At 70.8% G+C, this 19,849-nt stretch carries 17 protein-coding genes; 13 read left to right on the plus strand and 4 right to left on the minus strand.

Annotated features, from left to right (window positions below):
• Nucleotides 1-7 precede the first annotated feature (7 nt).
• Complete coding sequence (locus tag JMJ55_RS04860) at nt 8-2,050, minus strand: hybrid sensor histidine kinase/response regulator (RefSeq protein ID WP_202824394.1); 2,043 nt, start codon at nt 2,048-2,050, stop codon at nt 8-10.
• 563 nt (nt 2,051-2,613) lie between these two features.
• On the opposite strand from JMJ55_RS04860, the gene JMJ55_RS04865 reads away from it, so the two are divergent.
• The 12 genes from JMJ55_RS04865 (at nt 2,614) to JMJ55_RS04920 (ending at nt 13,758) form a co-directional block, all read left to right on the plus strand.
• Entirely contained in the window at nt 2,614-3,768 is a 1,155-nt protein-coding gene (locus JMJ55_RS04865) for a 2-methylaconitate cis-trans isomerase PrpF family protein (RefSeq protein ID WP_202824395.1), read from the plus strand.
• Nucleotides 3,769-3,794: 26 nt separating this feature from the next.
• Nucleotides 3,795-4,184 (plus strand): VOC family protein, encoded by a 390-nt coding sequence (locus JMJ55_RS04870; protein WP_202824396.1) that lies wholly within the window; start codon nt 3,795-3,797, stop codon nt 4,182-4,184.
• Between the two features lie 314 nt (nt 4,185-4,498).
• Complete coding sequence (locus JMJ55_RS04875) at nt 4,499-5,485, plus strand: ABC transporter substrate-binding protein (protein WP_202824397.1); 987 nt, start codon at nt 4,499-4,501, stop codon at nt 5,483-5,485.
• 13 nt (nt 5,486-5,498) lie between these two features.
• Nucleotides 5,499-6,239, plus strand: a complete 741-nt coding sequence (locus JMJ55_RS04880) for an ABC transporter permease (protein ID WP_236033433.1) — start codon at nt 5,499-5,501, stop codon at nt 6,237-6,239.
• Nucleotides 6,218-7,027: an ABC transporter ATP-binding protein gene (locus JMJ55_RS04885; RefSeq protein ID WP_202824399.1), complete on the plus strand. Its 810-nt coding sequence runs from the start codon at nt 6,218-6,220 to the stop codon at nt 7,025-7,027. Before JMJ55_RS04880 ends, JMJ55_RS04885 begins: the two co-directional genes overlap by 22 nt.
• On the plus strand, nt 7,024-7,803 hold the full coding sequence (locus JMJ55_RS04890; protein ID WP_202824400.1) for an ABC transporter permease: 780 nt from the start codon (nt 7,024-7,026) through the stop codon (nt 7,801-7,803). The genes JMJ55_RS04885 and JMJ55_RS04890 overlap by 4 nt, the downstream gene beginning before the upstream one ends.
• Before the next feature lie 23 nt (nt 7,804-7,826).
• Nucleotides 7,827-8,867, plus strand: a complete 1,041-nt coding sequence (locus JMJ55_RS04895; RefSeq protein ID WP_202824401.1) for a uroporphyrinogen decarboxylase family protein — start codon at nt 7,827-7,829, stop codon at nt 8,865-8,867.
• On the plus strand, nt 8,868-9,833 hold the full coding sequence (locus JMJ55_RS04900; RefSeq protein ID WP_202824402.1) for a Bug family tripartite tricarboxylate transporter substrate binding protein: 966 nt from the start codon (nt 8,868-8,870) through the stop codon (nt 9,831-9,833).
• Nucleotides 9,830-11,416, plus strand: a complete 1,587-nt coding sequence (locus JMJ55_RS04905) for an FAD-dependent oxidoreductase (RefSeq protein WP_202824403.1) — start codon at nt 9,830-9,832, stop codon at nt 11,414-11,416. Before JMJ55_RS04900 ends, JMJ55_RS04905 begins: the two co-directional genes overlap by 4 nt.
• A 90-nt stretch (nt 11,417-11,506) precedes the next feature.
• On the plus strand, nt 11,507-12,430 hold the full coding sequence (locus JMJ55_RS04910; protein WP_202824404.1) for a 2-dehydropantoate 2-reductase: 924 nt from the start codon (nt 11,507-11,509) through the stop codon (nt 12,428-12,430).
• Nucleotides 12,431-12,454: 24 nt separating this feature from the next.
• Nucleotides 12,455-13,246, plus strand: coding sequence for an SDR family NAD(P)-dependent oxidoreductase (locus tag JMJ55_RS04915; RefSeq protein ID WP_202824405.1), 792 nt, complete (start codon nt 12,455-12,457; stop codon nt 13,244-13,246).
• A gap of 5 nt (nt 13,247-13,251) precedes the next feature.
• On the plus strand, nt 13,252-13,758 hold the full coding sequence (locus JMJ55_RS04920; protein ID WP_202824406.1) for a DUF1993 domain-containing protein: 507 nt from the start codon (nt 13,252-13,254) through the stop codon (nt 13,756-13,758).
• Here the strand turns inward: JMJ55_RS04920 and JMJ55_RS04925 are convergent.
• Nucleotides 13,740-16,913, minus strand: coding sequence for an efflux RND transporter permease subunit (locus tag JMJ55_RS04925; RefSeq protein ID WP_202824407.1), 3,174 nt, complete (start codon nt 16,911-16,913; stop codon nt 13,740-13,742). The genes JMJ55_RS04920 and JMJ55_RS04925 overlap by 19 nt on opposite strands.
• A 24-nt stretch (nt 16,914-16,937) precedes the next feature.
• Nucleotides 16,938-18,131 carry an efflux RND transporter periplasmic adaptor subunit gene (locus JMJ55_RS04930; RefSeq protein WP_202824408.1) on the minus strand — a complete coding sequence of 398 codons (1,194 nt, stop codon included), beginning with the start codon at nt 18,129-18,131 and terminating at the stop codon, nt 16,938-16,940.
• A 135-nt stretch (nt 18,132-18,266) separates the two neighbouring features.
• Between JMJ55_RS04930 and JMJ55_RS04935 the strand changes: the two genes are divergently transcribed.
• Nucleotides 18,267-18,854 (plus strand): TetR/AcrR family transcriptional regulator, encoded by a 588-nt coding sequence (locus JMJ55_RS04935; protein ID WP_202824409.1) that lies wholly within the window; start codon nt 18,267-18,269, stop codon nt 18,852-18,854.
• A gap of 16 nt (nt 18,855-18,870) precedes the next feature.
• Here the strand turns inward: JMJ55_RS04935 and ku are convergent, their stop codons facing one another.
• Nucleotides 18,871-19,755, minus strand: a complete 885-nt coding sequence (gene ku / locus JMJ55_RS04940; protein WP_202824410.1) for a non-homologous end joining protein Ku — start codon at nt 19,753-19,755, stop codon at nt 18,871-18,873.
• Between the last annotated feature and the right edge of the window lie 94 nt (nt 19,756-19,849).

Consider the following 19,849-nt stretch of genomic DNA (forward strand, 5'->3'; position numbering starts at 1 on the left):
CCTCGGGTTACGCCCGGGCATCCCGGCTTCCATGGCGCAGGCGCGAACCGGCTGCCGATGGCATGTCCCAGAGCGGCGGCCGGGTCTGCGGCAGCGGGGCGGAACTGGCCCTCGCCAGGCTGGCATCCATAGCCCTGATCGCATGGGTCAGCTCGAGGGCGGTGAACGGCTTGTGCAGCACCGCGAATTCCTGCTGGATCGTATTGATGTCTCCAGCATAGCCGGTGGCGAGCAGCACAGGCAGGTCGGGCCACTGGCGCCGAATGGCGCGCGCCAGTTCGACGCCGTTCATGCTGCCGGGCATGACCACATCCGACAGCACCATGTCGAACCGCTCCTCCTCGGCCAGCCTGTGCAGGGCCGCATTCGGCTCCGTCACGGCGATCGCGCGATGTCCCATGCCTTCCAGCATGCCGACCGTCAGCCGCGCCACGGCCGCATCGTCATCCACCACCAGGATGCGAAGTTCCTTGGGCAGCGGCGGCGGGGGTTCGTCCTGCTGCCCCACGCCGTCCTGCTCGCGCTCGATTTCGGACTGCGAGGCGGCAGGGAGCAGAAGGGTCACCTCGGTGCCCTCATTCACCGTGCTGGCGATCGTGACCGCACCGCCGGCCTGTTGGGCGAAGCCATGCACCTGGCTGAGGCCGAGCCCGGTGCCCTTGCCGACCGGCTTGGTGGTGAAGAAGGGCTCGAAGATGCGGCTCAAAACCTCCTCGGGAATGCCGAGGCCGGTATCGCGCACGGAAACTGCCACGAAGGGACCGCTGAGGCCCTGCGGCTCGCCCTTCAGGGTGACGTTCCGCCCGCTGACATGCAGCGTCCCGCCATGCGGCATGGCATCGCGCGCATTCACCGCGAGATTCAGCAGGGCAACCTCGAATTGCGAGGCATCGATCCGGACCGGCCAGATATCCGGCTCGATCTGCATCTCGATCGCGATATCGGCGCCGAGCATGCGGCCGAACATCTCGACCGATTCCACGATGCCCTTGCCCGTATCCACGGTTTCGCGATGCAGCGGCGCACGGCGGGAGAAGGCCAGAAGCTGCTTGGTCAGGCCGGTGCCGCGCGTCGCGGCATTGCGCATCTCGGCAAGAATCTGGCCCAGCCTGGCGCTGCCGGCCGGAAGCTTCTCCGCGAGGGTGAGGCCCGCCGAGATCACCTGCAGGATGTTGTTGAAGTCATGCGCGACGCCGCCGGTCAACTGGCCCAGCGCTTCCAGCTTCTGCGATTGCACCAGTTGCGCGCGGGTCTCCTCGACCACCCGTTGCGCCTCGCGGCGCTCGGTCAGGTCGCGGGTGACCTTGCCGAAGCCGATGATCTGGCCCTGTTCGTCGCGGATGGCGTCGATGACAACACTGGCCCAGAAGCGGCTTCCATCCTTGCGGACGCGCCAGCCTTCGGCCTCGAAGCGGCCGGTCGTCCTGGCCTGGGCCAGAGCGCGCTGCGGCACGCCGGCAGCCTTGTCCTCCTCGGTATAGAAGCGGGAGAAATGCTGGCCGATGATATCTACGGCCTCATAGCCCTTAATCTGCCGGGCGCCCGTATTCCAGTTCGTGACTCTGCCTTCGGGGTCGAGCATGAAGATGGCGTAGTCGGTGACGCCCTGCACCAGCAGCCGGAACCGCCGCTCGCTCTCGAGCAGGGCCTGCTGCGTTGCATGACGTTCCGAGATGTCGCGGGTGACCTTGGCAAAGCCGATGAGGCGCCCGGTCTCGTCATGCACGGCATCCAGCACGGCCAGGGCCCAGAACCGCCTGCCATCCTTGCGAATCCGCCAGCCTTCGCTTTCGTAGCGGCCAACCCGGCGGGCCGTGGCGAGTGCCGCTTCCGGCCGGCCGGCCTCGCGGTCCTCCTCGGTGAAGAAGATGGAAAAGGGCTGGCCGATCACCTCCTCCGCCGCATAGCCCTTGATGCGCTGCGCGCCGGAATTCCAGGTGCTGACCCGCCCTTCGGGATCGACCATGTAGATCGCATAATCGACCACGGCCTCGACCAGCATGCGGAAGATGCGGTCCTGGTCCTGCATGGGGGCTGCGGCCATGCTCATAATCGGGCAATCGTCCTCGTGAATGTCATCCTGTGTGACAGCACACAGCGACCCTGAAAAGCGCAAGAAACGGCGACGCGGCCCAGGATGGATCGCCGAGGATTGGTCCAATGCGGCAGGCCGGTCGCGTCAGGGTTGATGCCCCATACTGTGAGCCCGGTGGATGGACGGGAGCGTTGTCCGCGGCCGCCCATTGGGCAGCCTAGGCCGATGGGCGCCAGGGCGCTCCACACAAGCGCCTGATGGGGTCCGGTCAGGCCGCCGGGATTGACGGCCGAGGGCTTATCGGGCTGCCTGGACGGGGGAGGGGGCTGTGCTGCTTCGCCGGCACCCGCGCCGCCGGGACGCCGCCTAGCCCAAGCCCATCAGGAGGAGGTCCGGATGCTCCGTAAGGCAGGCCTGCGGCCATCCCCCAGCCCTGCGCCCCCGAGATGCCGCAGCCTCTTCACCACCCAATCCCATAGCGGCTGCAGGCTCCTCGCCCGCATGCCCGAGCCCGGTGTCGTCCTGCGCCCGAATCGCGCGGAGCTCGACTGCCATCCCTGGTTCCCGGAGGAGACGCCATGACCCAGATTGCCATTCCCGCCGTCTTCATGCGCGGCGGCACCAGCAAGGCGATCATGTTCCATGCCCGCGACCTCCCGGCCGACCGCGCGGCCTGGGATGCGATCTTCACCGCAGCAATGGGCACGCCGGACCCCAATGGCCGTCAGCTCAACGGCATGGGTGGCGGCGTCTCGTCGCTGTCCAAGGTCTGCGTTCTGGCGCCCTCGGCGCGCGAGGATGCCGATATCGACTACACCTTCGGCCAGGTCCTGATCAAAGAGGCCCGCGTCGACTACAAGGGCAATTGCGGCAATATGAGCTCCGCCGTCGGCCCCTTCGCTGTCGATGAGGGTCTGGTGCAGGTGGAGGGCGATACCGCCACGGTCCGCATCTACAACACCAATACGAAGAAGATCATCCATGCGACCTTCCCGGTCGCGGAGGGCCGGGCCCGCACCGAGGGCGAGCTCGAGATTCCCGGCGTCGGCGGCACCGGCGCGCCGATCCGGCTCGACTTCATCCAGCCCGGCGGCGCCACCACCGGCCGGCTGCTGCCGAGCGGCAAGATACGCGACTACCTGGAAGTGCCGGGCTTCGGCACGGTCGAGGTCTCGCTGGTCGATGCTGCCAATGCGGCGGTCTTCATCCGGGCCCGCGATGTCGGTCTGACCGGGCGGGAACTGCCCGATCAGCTCGAGGCCAATCCGGATGTGCTGACGCTGCTCGATGCCATCCGACTCCAGGCCTCGGTGCGCATGGGCATCGCGCCCGACCTGGAGGCGGCGCGCGGCATCAGCACCGTGCCCTATGTCGGCCTCGTCAGCCCGGCCGCCGATGCCCAGACCCTGTCGGGCGGCACCATCCGCGCCGGGGAGATGGATTTCGCTGCCCGCGTCATCTCCAACGGCCAGCCGCATCGGGCGCTGCCGCTCACCGTCTCGCTCTGCACCGCGGTCGCGGCGCGGATCGAGGGCAGCGTGGTGGCGGAGGCGCTGCCGCCCGGCTTGGCCGCCACCGGCCCGCTGCGCCTCGGCATGCCCTCCGGCATCCTCACCGTGGGCGCCGAGGTGGCGGAGGAGGGCGGCGCCTGGGTCGCCCGGGCCGGTTCCTTCTACCGCACCGCCCGCCGCCTGTTCGACGGGCGGGTCTGGGTTCCCCGGGCCGCGGCCTGATCTCTGTTGCAAGGACCAGCATCACCATGGCCATCACCTACACCGCCGACCACATCCATCTGCGCAGCGCTGATCCGGTCGCCGCCGCGCGCTTCTATGTGGAGGCGCTCGGCGCCAAGGAGGCCAGCCGGGTCGATGTGAACGGTGCCCTGCGCATCATTCTCGATCTCGGCAGCTTCCGGCTTTTCCTCGAACAGGTGCCGGAGAGCACGGCGCGGACGCCGGAGCCGCCCTTCATCGGCATCGAGCATATCGGCCTCGGCGTAAACGACCTCGACGCCGCGGCGACCGATCTGCGCGGGCGCGGCGTGCGCTTCACCACCGAGCCCCGGGAGGCGCGACCCGGTGTGCGCATTGCCTTCATCGAAGGCCCCGACCGGGTCCGGATCGAGCTGATCGAACGCCGCGGCGCCTGAGGCCGCGGCCCCGGAGACCTGCATGCCGGCGCCGAACATCGCCCAGGACCAAGGGCCACCGAGCCGGTTGCGACCGCCTCCGCGTCGGCCATGCCAGCGGCACCGAGCAGGCGGTCGCCTGAATGCTCGCCACGTCTCCGGCGAGCCTTCGGTCAGCGCCGGTTCAGGCGGCCTGGTGCAGCAAGGCGTGAGGCGTCCGGGCATGCCCTGGACGGGGATCGCAAGCTCCGTCAGGATCGGCCCGTAATCATCCGCGGCGGCCTTGCGGCCGATCCAGCGACGGACGACACGGAAAAATCGGGAAAGGGACCAGCATGGCCAAGGAGGAATTGGTCGGGATCGGCCGCCGCAAGCTGCTCGCGGCCGGCCTGGGTGTCGCGGCTGCCGGCCTCGCCATGCCGGCCCTGGCGCAGAGCCACGGACAGATCCGCGTCGGCGTGCCGACCAAGGCCTATTGGCCGACGATCATCGCACTCGCCACGCTGCGGCAGAAGCTGTTCGAGAAGACGGGCCTCGCCGGCGAGATGACGGTCTATCGCAGCGGCGCCGAATGCTTCGAGGCGATGGCGGCGGGCGCGGCCGACATCATCCTCGACCCGCCCTCGCTGGTGGCGGCCGGGCTCCGCCGCGGCGTGCGCTCGAAGCTCGTCGCCGGCGCGCAGGATGCCTACTACGGCTGGCACCTGATGGTGCGCCAGGACTCGCCGGTGACGAAGCCCGAGGAACTGGCCGGCAAGAAGGTCGGCATCACTGCGGCCGGCTCGGGCTCGGACCTGCTGGCGCAGTGGACCATGCAGGATCGCAAGATCGACTTCACCCGCGTGCCGGTCGGCGGCGGCGGGCTGGTGCCGAACCTGCGCTCGCGCAACCTGGATGCGGCGGTAATCTATTCGCCGCTGACCTTCCAGCTCATGCGGGCCGGTCAGGCGCGCAGCCTGATCGACTTCACCACCGCCGTGCCACGCCACTGCGTCGGCGGCTGGATCGTGCCCGACAAGCTGATCGAGCAGCGGCCGCAGGCGGTGCAGAGTGCGGTGAACGCGCTCTATGGCGGCCTCGCCTGGCTGCGCGCCAACCGCGAAGGCGCCATCGCCCTGATCGCCGAGAACAACGAGATTCCGCCCGAGATCGCCACCATCGAATATGAGGAGACGATCCTCAAGCTGCGGACCGATGGCGGGCTGACGCGGGAGGAGGTGGCGACAGCGCTCGAGCTCTCGCGCCTCGGCGGCATGACGGACCTGGCGCCGGCCGAGGAGTGCTTCACCACCGCCTTCCGCCCGACCCCGACCGCGGCGTGAGGCAGAGGGCGTGATGCTGGTGCTCGGCAGGCTGGCGCTGCTGGCGGGGTTCTGCGCCCTGTGGGAAGCGCTGCCGCGCGTCGGCCTGGCCGATCCAGAATTGCTGCCGCCTTTCTCCACGGTGCTCGCCACGCTCGGCGAATTGCTGGCGCGGCCGGCGCTGCTGGCGGATCTCGGCACGACGACGCTGGAACTGCTGGTCGCGGTGGCACTCGCCCTGCCGCTCGGCACCCTGCTCGGCCTGGCGCTGGGCGAGAATGAGCGGCTGGCGCGCATCTTCGACCCGCTGGTCTTCTTCCTGTTCAGCATCCCGAAATCGATCTTCCTGCCGCTCTTCATCCTCACCATGGGCATCGGCTTCTGGCAGAAGGTCGCCTTCGGGGTCTTCTCCACCCTGTTCATCGTGCTGATGAGCGCGGCGGCCGCGGTACGTTCGGTGCGGCCGGACCATGTCTTCACGGCCCGTGCCTTCGGCGCCAGCCGGGCGCAGATCGCCTGGCGGGTCTATCTGCCCAGCATGCTGCCGATCCTGCTGGAGGGGTTCCGGCTGGCGGTGATCTTCGGCTTCACCGCCGTCCTGCTCGCTGAGATGTATGCCTCCCGCACCGGAATGGGCCATCAGATCGCCAGCTGGGGCGAGAATTTCATGCTGCAGCGGCTCTTCGCCGGCGTTCTGCTGCTGTCGGTTGTGGCGATTGCGATGAACGAGGCGATCCGGGGGATCGAGGCACGATGCAGCCATTGGCGGAGCTGAACCGCGACGCGGCCCCGGCGCCGCGCGGCATGATCGAGGTCTCCGGCCTTAACCACGCCTATGCCACTCGCCAGGGGCCGGTGCAGGCGCTGGAGAATGTCGCGCTGACGGTGGGGCAGGGGCGCTTCACCGTCATCGTCGGGCCGAGCGGCTGCGGCAAGTCCTCGCTGCTGATGATGCTGGCGGGGCTGCGCGCGGCGAGCGCCGGGCAAATCCTTTGCGCCGGGCGGCCGATCACCGCGCCCGACCCCGACCGGGTCGGCGTGGTGTTCCAGGAGGCCAATCTCTTCCCCTGGCTGACCGCGCTCGACAATGTCGCCTTCCCGCTCACCCTCCGCCGTGCCCCGAAGGCTGAGCGCCAGGCGCGGGCCCGGGCCATGCTGGAGCTGGTCGGCCTCGGCGATGCCGCCACGCGCTACCCGCATGAGCTCTCGGGCGGGATGAAGCAGCGCGTGTCTATCGCCCGCGGCCTGGTGCAGGATCCGCCGGTGCTGCTGCTCGACGAACCCTTCGCCGCACTCGACGAGCAGACCCGCATGGCGATGGGCGAGGAGCTGCTGCGCATCTGGGCGGCGACGCGGAAGACGGTCGTCTTCGTCACCCACAGCCTGACCGAGGCGGTCTACCTCGCCGATGAGGTGCTGGTGATGTCGGCCCGGCCGGGCCGTATCATCGACCGCATGCCGGTGCCGCTGCCGCGGCCGCGCAGCTACGAGATGATGGCGAGCGCCGAATTCGGCCGGCTGCGCGACCGCATCTGGCAGCAGATCAAGGCCCCGGCGCGATGAGCCCCGGCCGCATCCGCGCCCTCATCATCCTCGCGGTTCTGGTGCTGTGGGAGGCGCTGCCGCGCAGCGGCCTGGTGCCGGTGCTGTTCCTGCCGCCGCTGAGCCTGACGCTCGCGGTGCTGGCGGCGGATTGGCCGACCTTCGCCGCGGCGCTCGGCGTGACGCTCTCGGAAGTGGCGGTGGCGCTGGTCTTCGCGGTGGGGGGCGGGCTCCTCACCGGAGCGCTGGTCGGCGGGCTGGCCGGGCCGCGGCGCCTGCTGCTGCCGGTCTTCTCCAGCCTCTATGCCGTGCCGCTGGTCGTTCTCTATCCGGTGATGACCGCCTGGTTCGGCATCGGCGCGGAATCGAAGATCGCCTTCGCCTCGGTCTATGGCTTCTTCCCGACCATGCTGGCCACCGCCGCCGGCATCCGGACCATCGACCCGCAATTGCTGCTGACCGCCCGCAGCATGGGTGCCACGCCGGCGCAGCGGCTGCTGCTGGTGATCCTGCCCGCCGCCATCCCCACCGTGCTCAGCGGGCTGCGGTTGGGTGGCGCGCTGGTGATCGTGGGCGTGGTGGTGGCGGAGATGCTGATCGCCTCGGCCGGCATCGGCTACCTCGTCACCTTTGCCCGCACCGTGCTCGACAGCCCGCGCGTCTTCGCCGGGGTGCTGCTGGTGCTGCTGATCGCCATCGGCTTCGACCTCGCCATGCGCTGGGTGGAGCGCCGCTGCGCCCTCTGGAGCACCGCCGGCCGGCCGCAATCCGCCCCCGCCGCGGCCGTGCCGACCTGACCGATTTCAGGAGAATACCGATCATGACCCAGACCCTGCCGATCCTGCCGACCACCGTGGTGGGCAGCTACCCGCAGCCGGAATGGCTGGTGGACCATGAGGCGCTGCGCAACCGCATGGTGCCGCGCGTCCGCGCGCCCGAGATCTGGCGCGTGCCGGAGCCCTTCCTCGCCCAGGCGCAGGACGATGCCACGCTGGTGGCGATCCGCGACATGGAACGCGCCGGGATCGACATCATCACCGATGGCGAGATCCGCCGCGAAAGCTATTCCAACCACTTCGCCTCGGCGCTGGAGGGCATCGACCGCAGCGGGCCGGGCGAGGTGATCGGCCGCACCGGCAAGCCGACCCTGGTGCCGCGCGTCATCGGCCGGGTCAGCCGCGCCGCGCCGGTCGAGGTGCGCGACGTCGCCTTCGCCCGCGCCAATACCGATCGCGCGGTGAAGATCACGCTGCCCGGGCCCTTCACTATGACCCGCCAAGCGAAGAACGACTTCTATGCGGACGATGCCGAGCTGGCGATGGATTTCGCCGCCGCCCTGAATGAGGAAATCCGCGAGCTGAAGGCCGCCGGCGCCGATGTCATCCAGCTCGACGAGCCTTGGATGCAGGCCTTCCCGGATGAGGCGCGGCGCTATGCCGTGCAGGCGATCAACCGGGCGCTGGAAGGGATCGAGGGCACGACAGTGGTGCATCTCTGCTTCGGCTATGCGGCGATGGTGGATGAGAAGCCCTCGGGCTACTCCTTCCTGCCGGAACTCTCCGGCGCGGCGGCGGCACAGATCTCGATCGAGGCGGCGCAGCCCAAGCTCGACCTTGCCATCCTGCGCGACCTGCCGGGCAAGACGGTGATGCTCGGCGTGCTGGATCTCGGTTCCTCCGAAGTGGAGACGCCGGAGGTGGTAGCGGATCGCATCCGCGCCGGCCTCAAGGTGCTGCCGGCCGAGCGGCTGGTGGCGGCGCCGGATTGCGGCATGAAATACCTGCCCCGCGAGCGCGCCTTCGGCAAGCTGCGCGCCCTGGCGGAGGGCGCGGCGATCGTCCGGCGCGAGCTGGGCGCCTAGATGCGCCCGCCCCGCCGCGCCCTGCTGGCCTTGCCCGCATTGCTGCCCGGGCCGGTGCGGGCGCAGCCGGCCTGGCCGACGCGGCCGCTGCGGCTGGTCGTGGCCTGGGCGCCGAGCGGGGCGATCGACACCATCGCCCGGCGACTGGCGCAGAAGCTGACCGAGGCCCTGGGCCAGAGCGTGGTGGTGGACAACCGCTCCGGTGCCTCGGGCAGTATCGGCGCGGCGGAGGTGGCGCGGGCCGCGCCCGACGGATACACGCTGCTGGCGCTGGACAGCACCTACGGCATGATGCCCTTTCTGGTCAGCAGCCTGCCCTTCAACCATGCCGAGGCCTTCCGCCTCGTCACCATCAGCGCCTTCACGCCGGTGGTCGCCGCCGTCCATCACGACTCCCCCTACCGCACGCTGCGCGACCTGACCGAGGCGGCGCGGCAGCGGCCGGAGACGATCAGCTATGGCAGCGGCGGCGTCGGCAGCTCGGTGCAATTCGCCACTGTCGCCTATGAGCTGGCGGCGGGCCTGCGGCTGTTCCATGTGCCCTATCGCGGCGGCGGGGAGGCGGTGACGGCTCTGCTCGGCAGGCAGGTGGATGTGGTCTTCGCCTCGCCGAGCGCGGCGATGATGGGTGGCGCCAACGCAGCGCTGCGGGGCCTTGCTATCAGCGGTCCGTCGCGCCTGGCCTCGCTGCCCGATGTGCCGACCTTCGCCGAGGCTGGGCTCCCGGGCTACGACATCCTGCACTGGTCGGGTCTTGCGGTGCCGCGCGCAACGCCGGATGCGGTGGTGGATCGGCTCCATGCGGAAGCTGCCAAGGCGCTGGCCGCGCCCGACATGACCGCCTTCCTCGCCTCCATCGCCGCGCTGCCCGGCGGCATGCCGCCGGCCGAGGCGGAGCGGCGGCTGGCCGAGGATACGGCGCGCTGGCGGGAGGTCGTCGCCGCCGTGGGTATCCGCCCGCAATGAGCAGCCCGGACGTGCTGGTGGTCGGCGGCGGCTGCGCCGGCCTCTGCACCGCCATCGCCGCGCGCCGGCTTGGGCTCGAGGTGCTGCTGCTGGAAGCGGCGGAGCGGCTGGGCGGCGGCACCGCCAATTCCAGCGGCTTTCTCTGGGTCGGGGCGAACCATCTGCAGGCCGCGACGGGCGGCAATGACACGCCGGAGGCGGTGCGCGACTATCTCCGCTATGTCGCCGGCGGCGAGGCCGATCCCGAACGCCTGGAGGCCTTCGCCAGCACCGCCCCCGAGGCGCTGCGCTTTTTCGAAGAGGCCGGCATCCCCTTCCGCCTCAGCCCCCGCATCGACCATTACGGTATGGCGCCCGGCGCCATGGCCGGGGGCCGCATCCTCGACACGCCGGCCGTGGATGAGGCCATCCTGGGCGAATGGCGGAACCGCATCGCCTGGCCGCCCGGCCCGCTGCACCGGCTGGGCGGCAGCGAGGCGGTCCGGCTCGGCGGCGCCAACCGCCAGCCGACCTGGGACGCCGCCCTGGCCCTGGCGCGGGACCAGCCGGGCCAGCGCGGGGCGGGGGCCGCGCTGATGGTCTGGCTCACCGCCACGGCGCTGCGGCTGGGGGTTGCAATCCGCACCGGCGCGCCGGTGGCGCGGCTCACGATGCAGGAGGGGCGCGTCACCGGCCTCGTCACCGGCGATGGGGACGTGCTGACCGCCCGGCGCGGCGTGGCGCTGGCCTCGGGCGGCTATGAATCCAGCCCCGATCTGGTGGCGCGGTTCGAGGCACTGCCGGGTTGGCAGTCCATGTTCCCCGACAGCCTGCGCGGCGATGCCCTGGTCATGGGCGCCGAGCTGGGCGCCGCGCTGCATGTCATCGGCAACAACCTCTCGGTCTTCCTCGGCTTCCGCAACCCGGAGGAGGAGCCCTCGCTCTGCCGCCTGTCCGGCACGCAGGAGCTGACGGCGCCGCACACCATCGTGGTGAACCGCGCCGGGCACCGCTTCGGCGATGAGAGCTTCTTCCAAGCCATGGCGCCGCAGCTCCGCCGCTTCGATGCGCGCAGCGGCACCATGCCGAACCTGCCCTGCTTCCTGGTCTTCGATGCGCAATATGGCGCACGGCAGTCCTTCGGCGGCCGCCCGCCGGGGGCGCCGATCCCGGATTGGGTCGCCCGCGCCGAGAGCCTCGAGGCGCTGGCCCTCGCCTTCGGCATCGCGCCGGAGGGGCTGGCGGCGACGGCCGCGCGCTTCAACGCCGATGCGCGGCAGGGGCGGGATGGGGAGTTCGGCCGTGGCGCCACGCCCTGGGGCTTGGCGCGGCTGGGGCCGGAGGCGACGCTCGGCCCCATCGAGAGGCCGCCCTTCTACGGCCTCCGCCTGCATCCGACGGCGCTGGCCTCGGCCGGGCTGCTGGCCGATGCTGCGGCGCGGGTGCGTCATGTCCGCGGCCATGCCATCCCAGGTCTCTATGCCGTGGGCAATGCCGCCGCCCGCACCGAGACCGGCGCGGGCTATCAGACCGGCTATTCCCTGGCTTCCGGCATGACCTTCGGCCTGATCGCCGCACGGGGGATGGCCGCCGCCGCAGGCTGACCGCCTCGGCTTGACAGTTATGATAATGAGCGCAATGTAAAATACATTGCGCCCGTCATCAATGGGCGCCTCCCCTTGGAGGCCTGGCCTATGCGAATCCTCGTCCTCGGTGCCGGTGGGATCGGCGGCTACTACGGTGGGGCGCTGGCCGCGGCAGGCGCCGACGTCACCTTCCTGGTGCGGGAAGGCCGGGCGGCGCAGCTGGCCCGCGATGGCCTCGTCCTCGCCAGCCGTGGGGCGGAGACCCGTCGCCCGGTGCGGCATATCCTCGCCGCCGGACCGGGGGAGGGCTTCGACCTCGTCCTCCTCACCTGCAAGGCCTATGACCTCGACGGCGCCATCGAGGCGATCGTGCCCGCCGTCGGGCCGGAGACCGTGGTGCTGCCGCTGCTGAACGGCCTCGCGCATGTCGAACCGCTGGATGCGCTCTTCGGCACCGGCCGCGTGCTCGGCGGCGCCTGCTACATCGCCGTCACCCTCGGCCCCGACGGCACCATCCGCCATACCAGCCCGGGCGACCTGATCCTGTTCGGCGCCCGCGAGGGCGATACGCCCTGGCAGATCGAGGCCCTCGCCGTGCTCTTCGCCCGCACCCCGGTCACCGCCCGCGCCTCCGACGCGATCCTCCAGGACCTGTGGGAGAAGTGGTGCATGCTCGCCGCAGGCGCGGCGCTCACCTGCCTGATGCGCGGCACCGTCGGCGAGATCATGGCGACCACGGCCGGCCGCAGCCTGGCCGAGGCGATGATCGAGGAATGCCGGGCGATCGCGGCCGCCGCGGGCCATGCGCCGCGCCCGGCCTCGGCCGAGCAGACCCGCCGCATGCTGACCGACTCCGGCTCGCGCTGGGCCGCCTCGATGATGCGCGACCTCGAGGCGGGCGCGCCGCGGCTGGAGACCGAGGCCATCCTCGGCGACCTGATCCGCCGCGCCGCCGCCGCCGGCCTCGCCGCGCCGCTGCTGACCGCGGCGCATTGCCAGCTCCAGGTCCATGGCGCCCGCGCCGCGGCCTGACCCCATCTGGAACGGAGCCATTCGATGTCCCCATCCCCCATCGCCCTCGTGACCGGCGCTTCCGCCGGCATCGGCGCGGTCTATGCCGAGCGCTTGGCCCGGCGCGGCCATGACCTCATCCTCGTCGCCCGCAGCGCGGCGCGGCTGGAGGCGCTGGCCGCCCGGCTGCGCGACCAGACCGGCCGCCGGGTCGAGCCGCTGCCGGCCGACCTGCGACGCCGCGAGGATCTGCTGCGGGTGGAGCACCGCCTGCGCGAGGACCGCGGCATCGCCATGCTGGTGAACAATGCCGGCATCGCCCTGGCCGGTCCGGTGGTCGGGGCCGATCCCGAACGGCTGGAGGCCATGGTGCAGCTCAACATCCTGGCTGCCATGCGGCTCGGCGCCGCCGCGGCGGCCGGGTTCAAGGCGCGCGGGGCCGGCACGCTGGTCAATGTCGCTTCGGTCCTTGCCTTGGCGCCGGAGCGGTTCAACGGTGGCTATGCCGGCAGCAAGGCCTTCGTCCTCGCCTTTACCCAGTCGCTCGCCGCCGAATTGCAGGGCAGCGGCGTCCGGGTGCAGGCCGTGCTGCCGGGCGCGACGCGCACCGCCATCTGGGAGGGCGCCGGCGTCGATCTCGCCAGCCTGCCGCCCGAGATGCTGATGGAGCCGGAGGAGATGGTCGATGCCGCCCTCGCCGGTCTGGATGCTGGCGAGCTGGTCACCATCCCCTCTCTGCCCGATGCCGCGGATTGGGAGCGGATGGATGCGGCGCGCCTCGCCCTTGGCCCCAACCTCTCCCGCAACCGCGCCGCCGCGCGCTATCTGGGGCGATAAGCGCCATGCCGCTCAGCCTGTATGAGGCCTCGGTGCCGGTCTTCCACCGGGGCCTCCGCGTGCTCGGTACACTGCTCGGCCGGGCGGAGGCGCATGCCGCAGCGCAGGGAATGGAGCCCGCGGCGCTGATCGGGGCCCGCCTCGCGCCCGACATGTACACCCTGGCGGGGCAGGTGCAGTGCGCCAGCGATGCGGCGAAGCTCTGCGCCGCCCGCCTCGCCGGCGTGGACCGCCCGAGCTTCGCCGATACCGAGGCGAGTTTTTCCGAGTTGCATGACCGCATAACCCGGACGGCTGCCTTCCTCGACAGCCTCAATCCGGCAGCCGTCGAGGCAGGGGGCGAGCGTGCCATCCCGCTCCGCCTCGGCGGCGTGGAACGGCAGGTGACCGGCAGCGACTACCTGTTGCAGGTCGCGCTGCCGAATTTCTTGTTCCACGTCACCACCGCCTACGACATCCTGCGCCACCAGGGCGTGGCGCTGCGCAAGGCGGATTACCTCGGCGCTTCCTGACCGATGGCGTGGCCGGTGGCCGGCTCGGGCCGCCGGCGGCGCGCCAGGGCGCGCGCCACCACATAGAAGACCGGGGTGAAGATCAGGCCGAACAGCGTCACCCCCAGCATGCCGTAGAAGACGGCAACGCCCAGGCTCTGGCGCATCTCGGCGCCGGCACCGGTCGCCACCGTCAGCGGCAGCACGCCGAGGATGAAGGCGAGGCTGGTCATCAGGATCGGCCGCAGCCGGGTCCGCGCCGCGGCGACGGCCGCGTCCCAGCGGCTCATCCCCTCATCCTCGGCCGCACGGGCGAATTCGACGATGAGGATGGCGTTCTTCGCCGCCAGCCCGACCAGCACCACCAGCCCGACCTGGACCAGCACGTTGTTGTCGAGCCCGACATGCTTCACGCCGAGCAGCGCCGCCAGCACCGACATCGGCGCGATCAGCACCACCGCCACCGGCAGCAGCCAGCTTTCATACATCGCCGCTAGCACGAGGAAGACGAAGACCACGGCGAAGCCGAAGGCGATGGGCGCGGTGTTGCCGGCGATCCGCTCCTGCAAAGCCAGCTCCGTCCATTCGTAGCCGAAGCCCTCGGGCAGGTTCGTCCTCAGCACCTCCTCCATGGCCGCGATCGCCTGGCCGGTGGAGACGCCGGGTAGTGCCGCCCCCTGCAGCTCTGCCGCCGGGTAGAGGTTGTAGCGCGGCACGCGATAAGGGCCGGAGGTTTCGTGGAAGGTGGCGAGGCTGCCGAGCGGCACCATCGCCCCGTCATCGGCCCGGGTCCGCAGCCGCGCAATGTCCTCGACTCCCATGCGGTGCTGCATGTCCGCCTGGGCGGTGACGCGCCAGGTGCGGCCGAGCAGGTTGAAGTCGTTGACGAAGGCGGAGCCCATATAGATGCCCATCGCCTCGTGCACGCGGGAGATCGGCACGCCGAGCATCTCCGCCCGCGTCCGGTCGATATCGGCGCGGATCTGCGGCGTCGCCGTGTTGAACAGGCTGAAGGCGAAGGCGATGCCCGGCGTCCCGTTCGCCGCCATCATCACCTGCCGCGTCGCCGCCTCGAGCGCCTGTGGGCCACGGCCGGCACGGTCCTGGATCATCAGCTTGAAGCCGCCGCCCGTGCCGATGCCGGGCACCGGCGGGGGCGGGATGACGAGCACCTGCGCATCCGGGTCGCCCATTAGGCGGCGCTGGAGGTCGGCCAGGATGCCGTTGCCTGTCAGCCCCTCATGCGTCCGCTCCTCGAAGGGCTTCAGGCTGGCGAAGACCACGCCGGTGTTCGGCGCATTGGTGAAGGTCGCGCCGTCGAAGCCGACGAAGGCGACGGCGCTCTCGACGCCCGGCGTCGCCAGGATCGCGTCGGACGCACGCCGCACCACCGCATCCGTCCGGCTGAGGCTGGCGCCCGGCGGCAGCTGGAAGGCGGCGATGAAGTAGCCGCGGTCGAGCGGCGGGATCAGCCCGGTCGGCGTGGTCAGCACGGTCTGCCCGGTCAGCGCCAGCAGCCCGGCATAGACCAGCAGCAGCAGGACGGGCAGCCGCACCAGCCGCCGCGTCAGCCCGCCATAGCCGAGCGAGAGCCGGTCGAAGACCCAGTTGAAGCCACGGAAGAACAGCCCGACCGGCAGCAGCCAGCGCGAGCGCGGCGCATGGCCGTGCGGCTTCAGGAGCAGCGCCGCCAGCGCGGGCGACAGGGTCAGCGAGACTAGCGCCGAGAGCAGCGTGGCGACCGAAATCGTCGCCGCGAACTGCTTGTAGAAGGCGCCGGCGATGCCGGTGATGAAGGCCGTCGGCAGGAAGACCGCGACCAGCACCAGGGCGATGGCGATCAGCGCGAAGCCCACCTCGTCCATCGTCCGCCGCGCGGCTTCCAGCGGCGACATCCCCTCCGCCATGTGCCGCTCGGCATTCTCGACGACGACGATCGCGTCGTCGACGACGATTCCGATGGCCAGGATCAGGCCGAACATGGTGAGCGAGTTCAGCGTGAAGCCAAGCGCCAGCAACACGGCGAAGGTGCCGATGATGGAGACCGGGATGGCGAGCAGCGGGATCACCGCCGCCCGCCAGTTCTGCAGGAACAGGATCACCACCAGCACCACCAGCGCGACGGCCTCGGCGAAGGTGTGCAGCACCGCTTCCATGCTCTGGGCGATGAAGCGCGTCGGGTCGTAGACGACGCTGTAGCCGATGCCCGTGGGGAAGGTCGGCACCGCCTCCTCCATCGTCGCCCGGACCGCGGCCGCCGTCTGCAGGGCGTTGCTGCCCGGCCGCTGGAAGATGACGATGGCGGTCGCCACCTGGTTGTTCAGCAGCGCGTTGATCGTGTAGTCGGCGGCGCCGATTTCGGTGCGCGCCACGTCGCGCAGCCGCACCGGGGCGCCGCCCGCGCCGGTCGCCACCACCTGCTCGTCGAACTGCTCGGGCGAGACGAGGCGGCCCTGCGCCTGGACGCTCACCTCGAAGGCGCCGGCCTCCGCCGAGCGGGGCGCCTGGCCGATGGCGCCGGCGGCGACCTGTGCGTTGGCCCGCTGCAGGGCCTGCACCACGTCGCCCGGCGAGAGGCCGCGGGCGGCGGTGCGGTCCGGGTCGAGCCAGACGCGCATCGCATAGTCCCGCGCGCCGAAGACCTGGGCATCGCCCACGCCGTCCAGCCGCGTCAGCCGGTCCTTGATCGCCAGCGTGGCGAAATTCGAGACATAGTCGGGGCTGCGGCTGCCATCGGGCGAGGTGAGGTGCACGACCATCAGCAGGTCGGGCGAGGCCTTCTTCACCGTGATGCCGAGGCGGCGGACATCCTCCGGCAGGCGCGGCTCCGCAATGGCGACGCGGTTCTGCACCAGCACCTGCGCCTGATCGACATCGACGCCCTGACGGAAGACGACGCTGATGGTCACCCGCCCATCACCGGTCGACTGGGAGGAGAGGTAGAGCATGCCGTCCACCCCATTCACCTCCTGCTCGATCGGCCCGGCAACGGTGCCGGCGATGGTCTCGGCGGAGGCGCCGGGATAGAGCGCAGTCACCTGCACGGTGGGCGGCGCGATCTCGGGGTATTCGGCGATGGGCAGGCGCAGCGCGGCCAGCGCGCCTACCAGGGTGATGGCGATCGACAGCACCGCGGCGAAGACCGGGCGGTCGATGAAGAAACGGGCGAGGCGCACGGCACGGGGCCTTTCAGGGTGCGGTTATTGCGCGGCGGCGAGCGGGCTCGGGCCGATGCGGCCCTGCTCGGTGGCGACCTTGGCGCCCGGCCGGGCGCGGTGCAGGCCGCCGATCACTACCCGGTCCTCGGGCCCGAGGCCGTTGCGGACCATGCGCAGCCCGTCGACCAACGGGCCAAGCTGCACGGTGCGCGGCGCGACGGTGCCGTCCGGCGTCACGGTCAGCAGCATCCGCCCTGACTGGTCGGCCACCACCGCCGCATCCGGCACCATCAGCGCCGAGGCTTCCCCGGCCTGGAGGCGGAGGCGGGCGAAGCTGCCAGGCGTCAGAAACAGGTCGGGGTTCGGCAGCACGGCGCGGCCGCGGATGGTGCCGCTGCGCGCATCGAAGGCGCTGTCCACGAAGTCCAGCCGACCCTCATGGCCGAATTCCGTCTCGTCCAGCAGGCGGAGCTGCACGGTGGCGCCGCCCTCGCGCATCCCGCCTGGGGCATGGCGGGCATAGCGCAGATACTGCGCCTCACTCGCATCGAAGGTGGCGTAGACAGGGTCCAGCGCCAGCAGCATCGTCATCAGGGTCGTGCCCTGCTGCACCAGGTTGCCGGCATCGACGCGGCGGTCGCTAACGCGGCCGGGGCGTGGGGCGCGGATCTCGGACCATTCCAGCTCCAGCTCCGCCTGGCGCAGCGCGGCGCGGGCGGCGGCGAGGCCGGCCTGCGCCTCGCGGAGCGCGCTGCGGCGGGTATCGAGCTCGGATTCCGGGGCGAAGCGCTGCTGCACCAGGGGCGTGCTGCGCTGCACCTGCTGCTCGGCGAGGGTCAGACGGGCCTCGTTGCGGGCGACCTCGGCCCGGGCCGTCTCGACCGCGATCTGGAAGGGCCGCTGGTCGAGGGTGAAGAGCAGGTCGCCGGTGCGGACCAGGGCGCCATCGCGGAAATGCACCTGGGCGACCTGGCCGGAGACGCGGGGGCGGATCTCGACCCGGGCCGAAGGCTCGATCCGGGCGGTATGCTCATCCCATTCGGTGACCTGGCGGGTGAGAGGGGTGGCGACGGTGACGCTCGGGGTCGGGCCTCCCTGGGCGGCAGCCGGGCCAGCCAGGGCCGTGCCGGCGACCAGGGCGAGGGTGGCGGGCGCGGGCAAGGTGCGGCCAAGCCAATCGAGCCAAGGATTTGCGGCCTTCGTTGCGAGCGAGGCCTTGCGGGGATCGGGGGACATCGCTTATCTCCGGGGCCGGATGTTACCGACCGGTTCGTCCCACATAGTAAGTGACCGGTCAGTATCATCAAGGGCCATTTTTGCGGTGCCGCATGATTTCGCTCTGCGAGGATGCGGCTCGCGAAGAAGGGAGCAATGATGTCCAGCGCGACCGCCGACAGGCCCAAAGCCGCCCAGCGCATCCAGAGCGCGGCCAAGGATCTGTTCTACCGCCATGGCATCCGGGCCACCGGGATCGAGGAGGTCTGCCGGGCCGCGGAGGCGACCAAGATGAGCCTCTACCGGAGCTATCCGAGCAAGGATGCGCTGGTCGCCGCCATCCTGGAGGAGGATGCGGCCGCCTATGACGCCTGGTTCGCTGCCGCGACAGCCGGGGCGGCGACGCCCGCGGAGAAATTGCAGGCCCTGGCCGAAGCCGTGGCCGACAAGCTGGAGCGGCCGGAATATCGCGGTTGCCCGCTGCTGCTGGCCCAGGCGGAATTCCCCGACCCCACCCATCCGACCCATTGCCTGGTCGCCCAGCACAAGACCCGCATGCGGCAGCAATTCGCCGCGCTGGCACGGGAGGCCGGCGCCCGGGATCCCGACTGGCTTGGCGATGCGATGGCGCTGCTGATCGACGGCGCCTGGTCCAGCCTGCCCTATATGGGCGGCGCCCGGGCCGCCGCGGTGCTGCGGCAGGGCACGGCGGCGATCCTGCGGGCCAGCCTGGCCCCGGCCTAGGCCGGAGCGGCCGGGCTCAGCGCGCGGCGGCCCGGCGCTTCGGCGCCGCCGGCTTCGCTTTCCGGGCCGCAGCGGCCGGCGTCTTGGCCTTGCGCGCTGCCGGCTTGGTCGGCTTCTCCTCCTCGCCCAGGCTGCGCTTCAGCGCGGTCATCAGGTCGATGACATTGTCGCGCCGCGGCTCCTCCTCCGGCTCGGGCTCTTCCTCGCCGCGCAGCTTCGCCTCGATCACCTCACGCAGCCGCGCTTCGTAGCGGTCCTCCATATCGGCCGGCTCGAAACGCTGGGTCTGCCGGTCCACCAGCTGCGTCGCCAGACGGACCATGGCGGCATCGGGCTTGCCGCCATGCAGCCCGCCGAACAGCTCCTCCGGCTCGTGCAACTCCTTCGGGTCATTCAGCGTGTGCAGCACCAGGCCGCGGCCGAGCGGCATGATCGCGACCGACCGCTCCCGCCGGGCGATCACCAGCCGGGCAAGGCCGACCTTGCCGGCCTTGCCGATCGCCTCGCGCAGGACGGCATAGACATCCTCGCCCGCCTCGCCATCCGGGACCATGTAGTAGGCGGCATCGTAGTAGATCGGGTCGATCGCCTCGGCGGGCACGAATTTGTCGAGCGTCAGCACGGTGGAGCTGTCGATCTTCGCGCGCTCGAAATCGGCATCCTCCAGCAGGACATAGGTGTCCTTCTTGAATTCATAGCCCTTCACGAGGTCGGAGCGGCGCAGCTCCTCCTCGGTGCCGGCATCGAGGGTAACCATCCGCACCCGGTTGCCGGTCTTCGGGTTGATGAGATGGAAATGCAGCTCTCCGGAGGCCTGCCGGGCGCTGTAGAGCGCGACCGGGCAGGAGACCAGCGCCAGCCGGAGATGGCCGCGCCAGATCGGATGTTGATGCTCGGCCATGAATGGGTTTCCCTCAGTAGCCGCATGATCCGGGATCAACATGGATCACCGGCCCCGGTTTCCCCCCGCCTCAGCGAACCCGGGGCGCCCGCAT

It is taken from the genome of Belnapia mucosa (assembly GCF_016775475.1).
Taxonomy (GTDB): domain Bacteria; phylum Pseudomonadota; class Alphaproteobacteria; order Acetobacterales; family Acetobacteraceae; genus Belnapia; species Belnapia mucosa.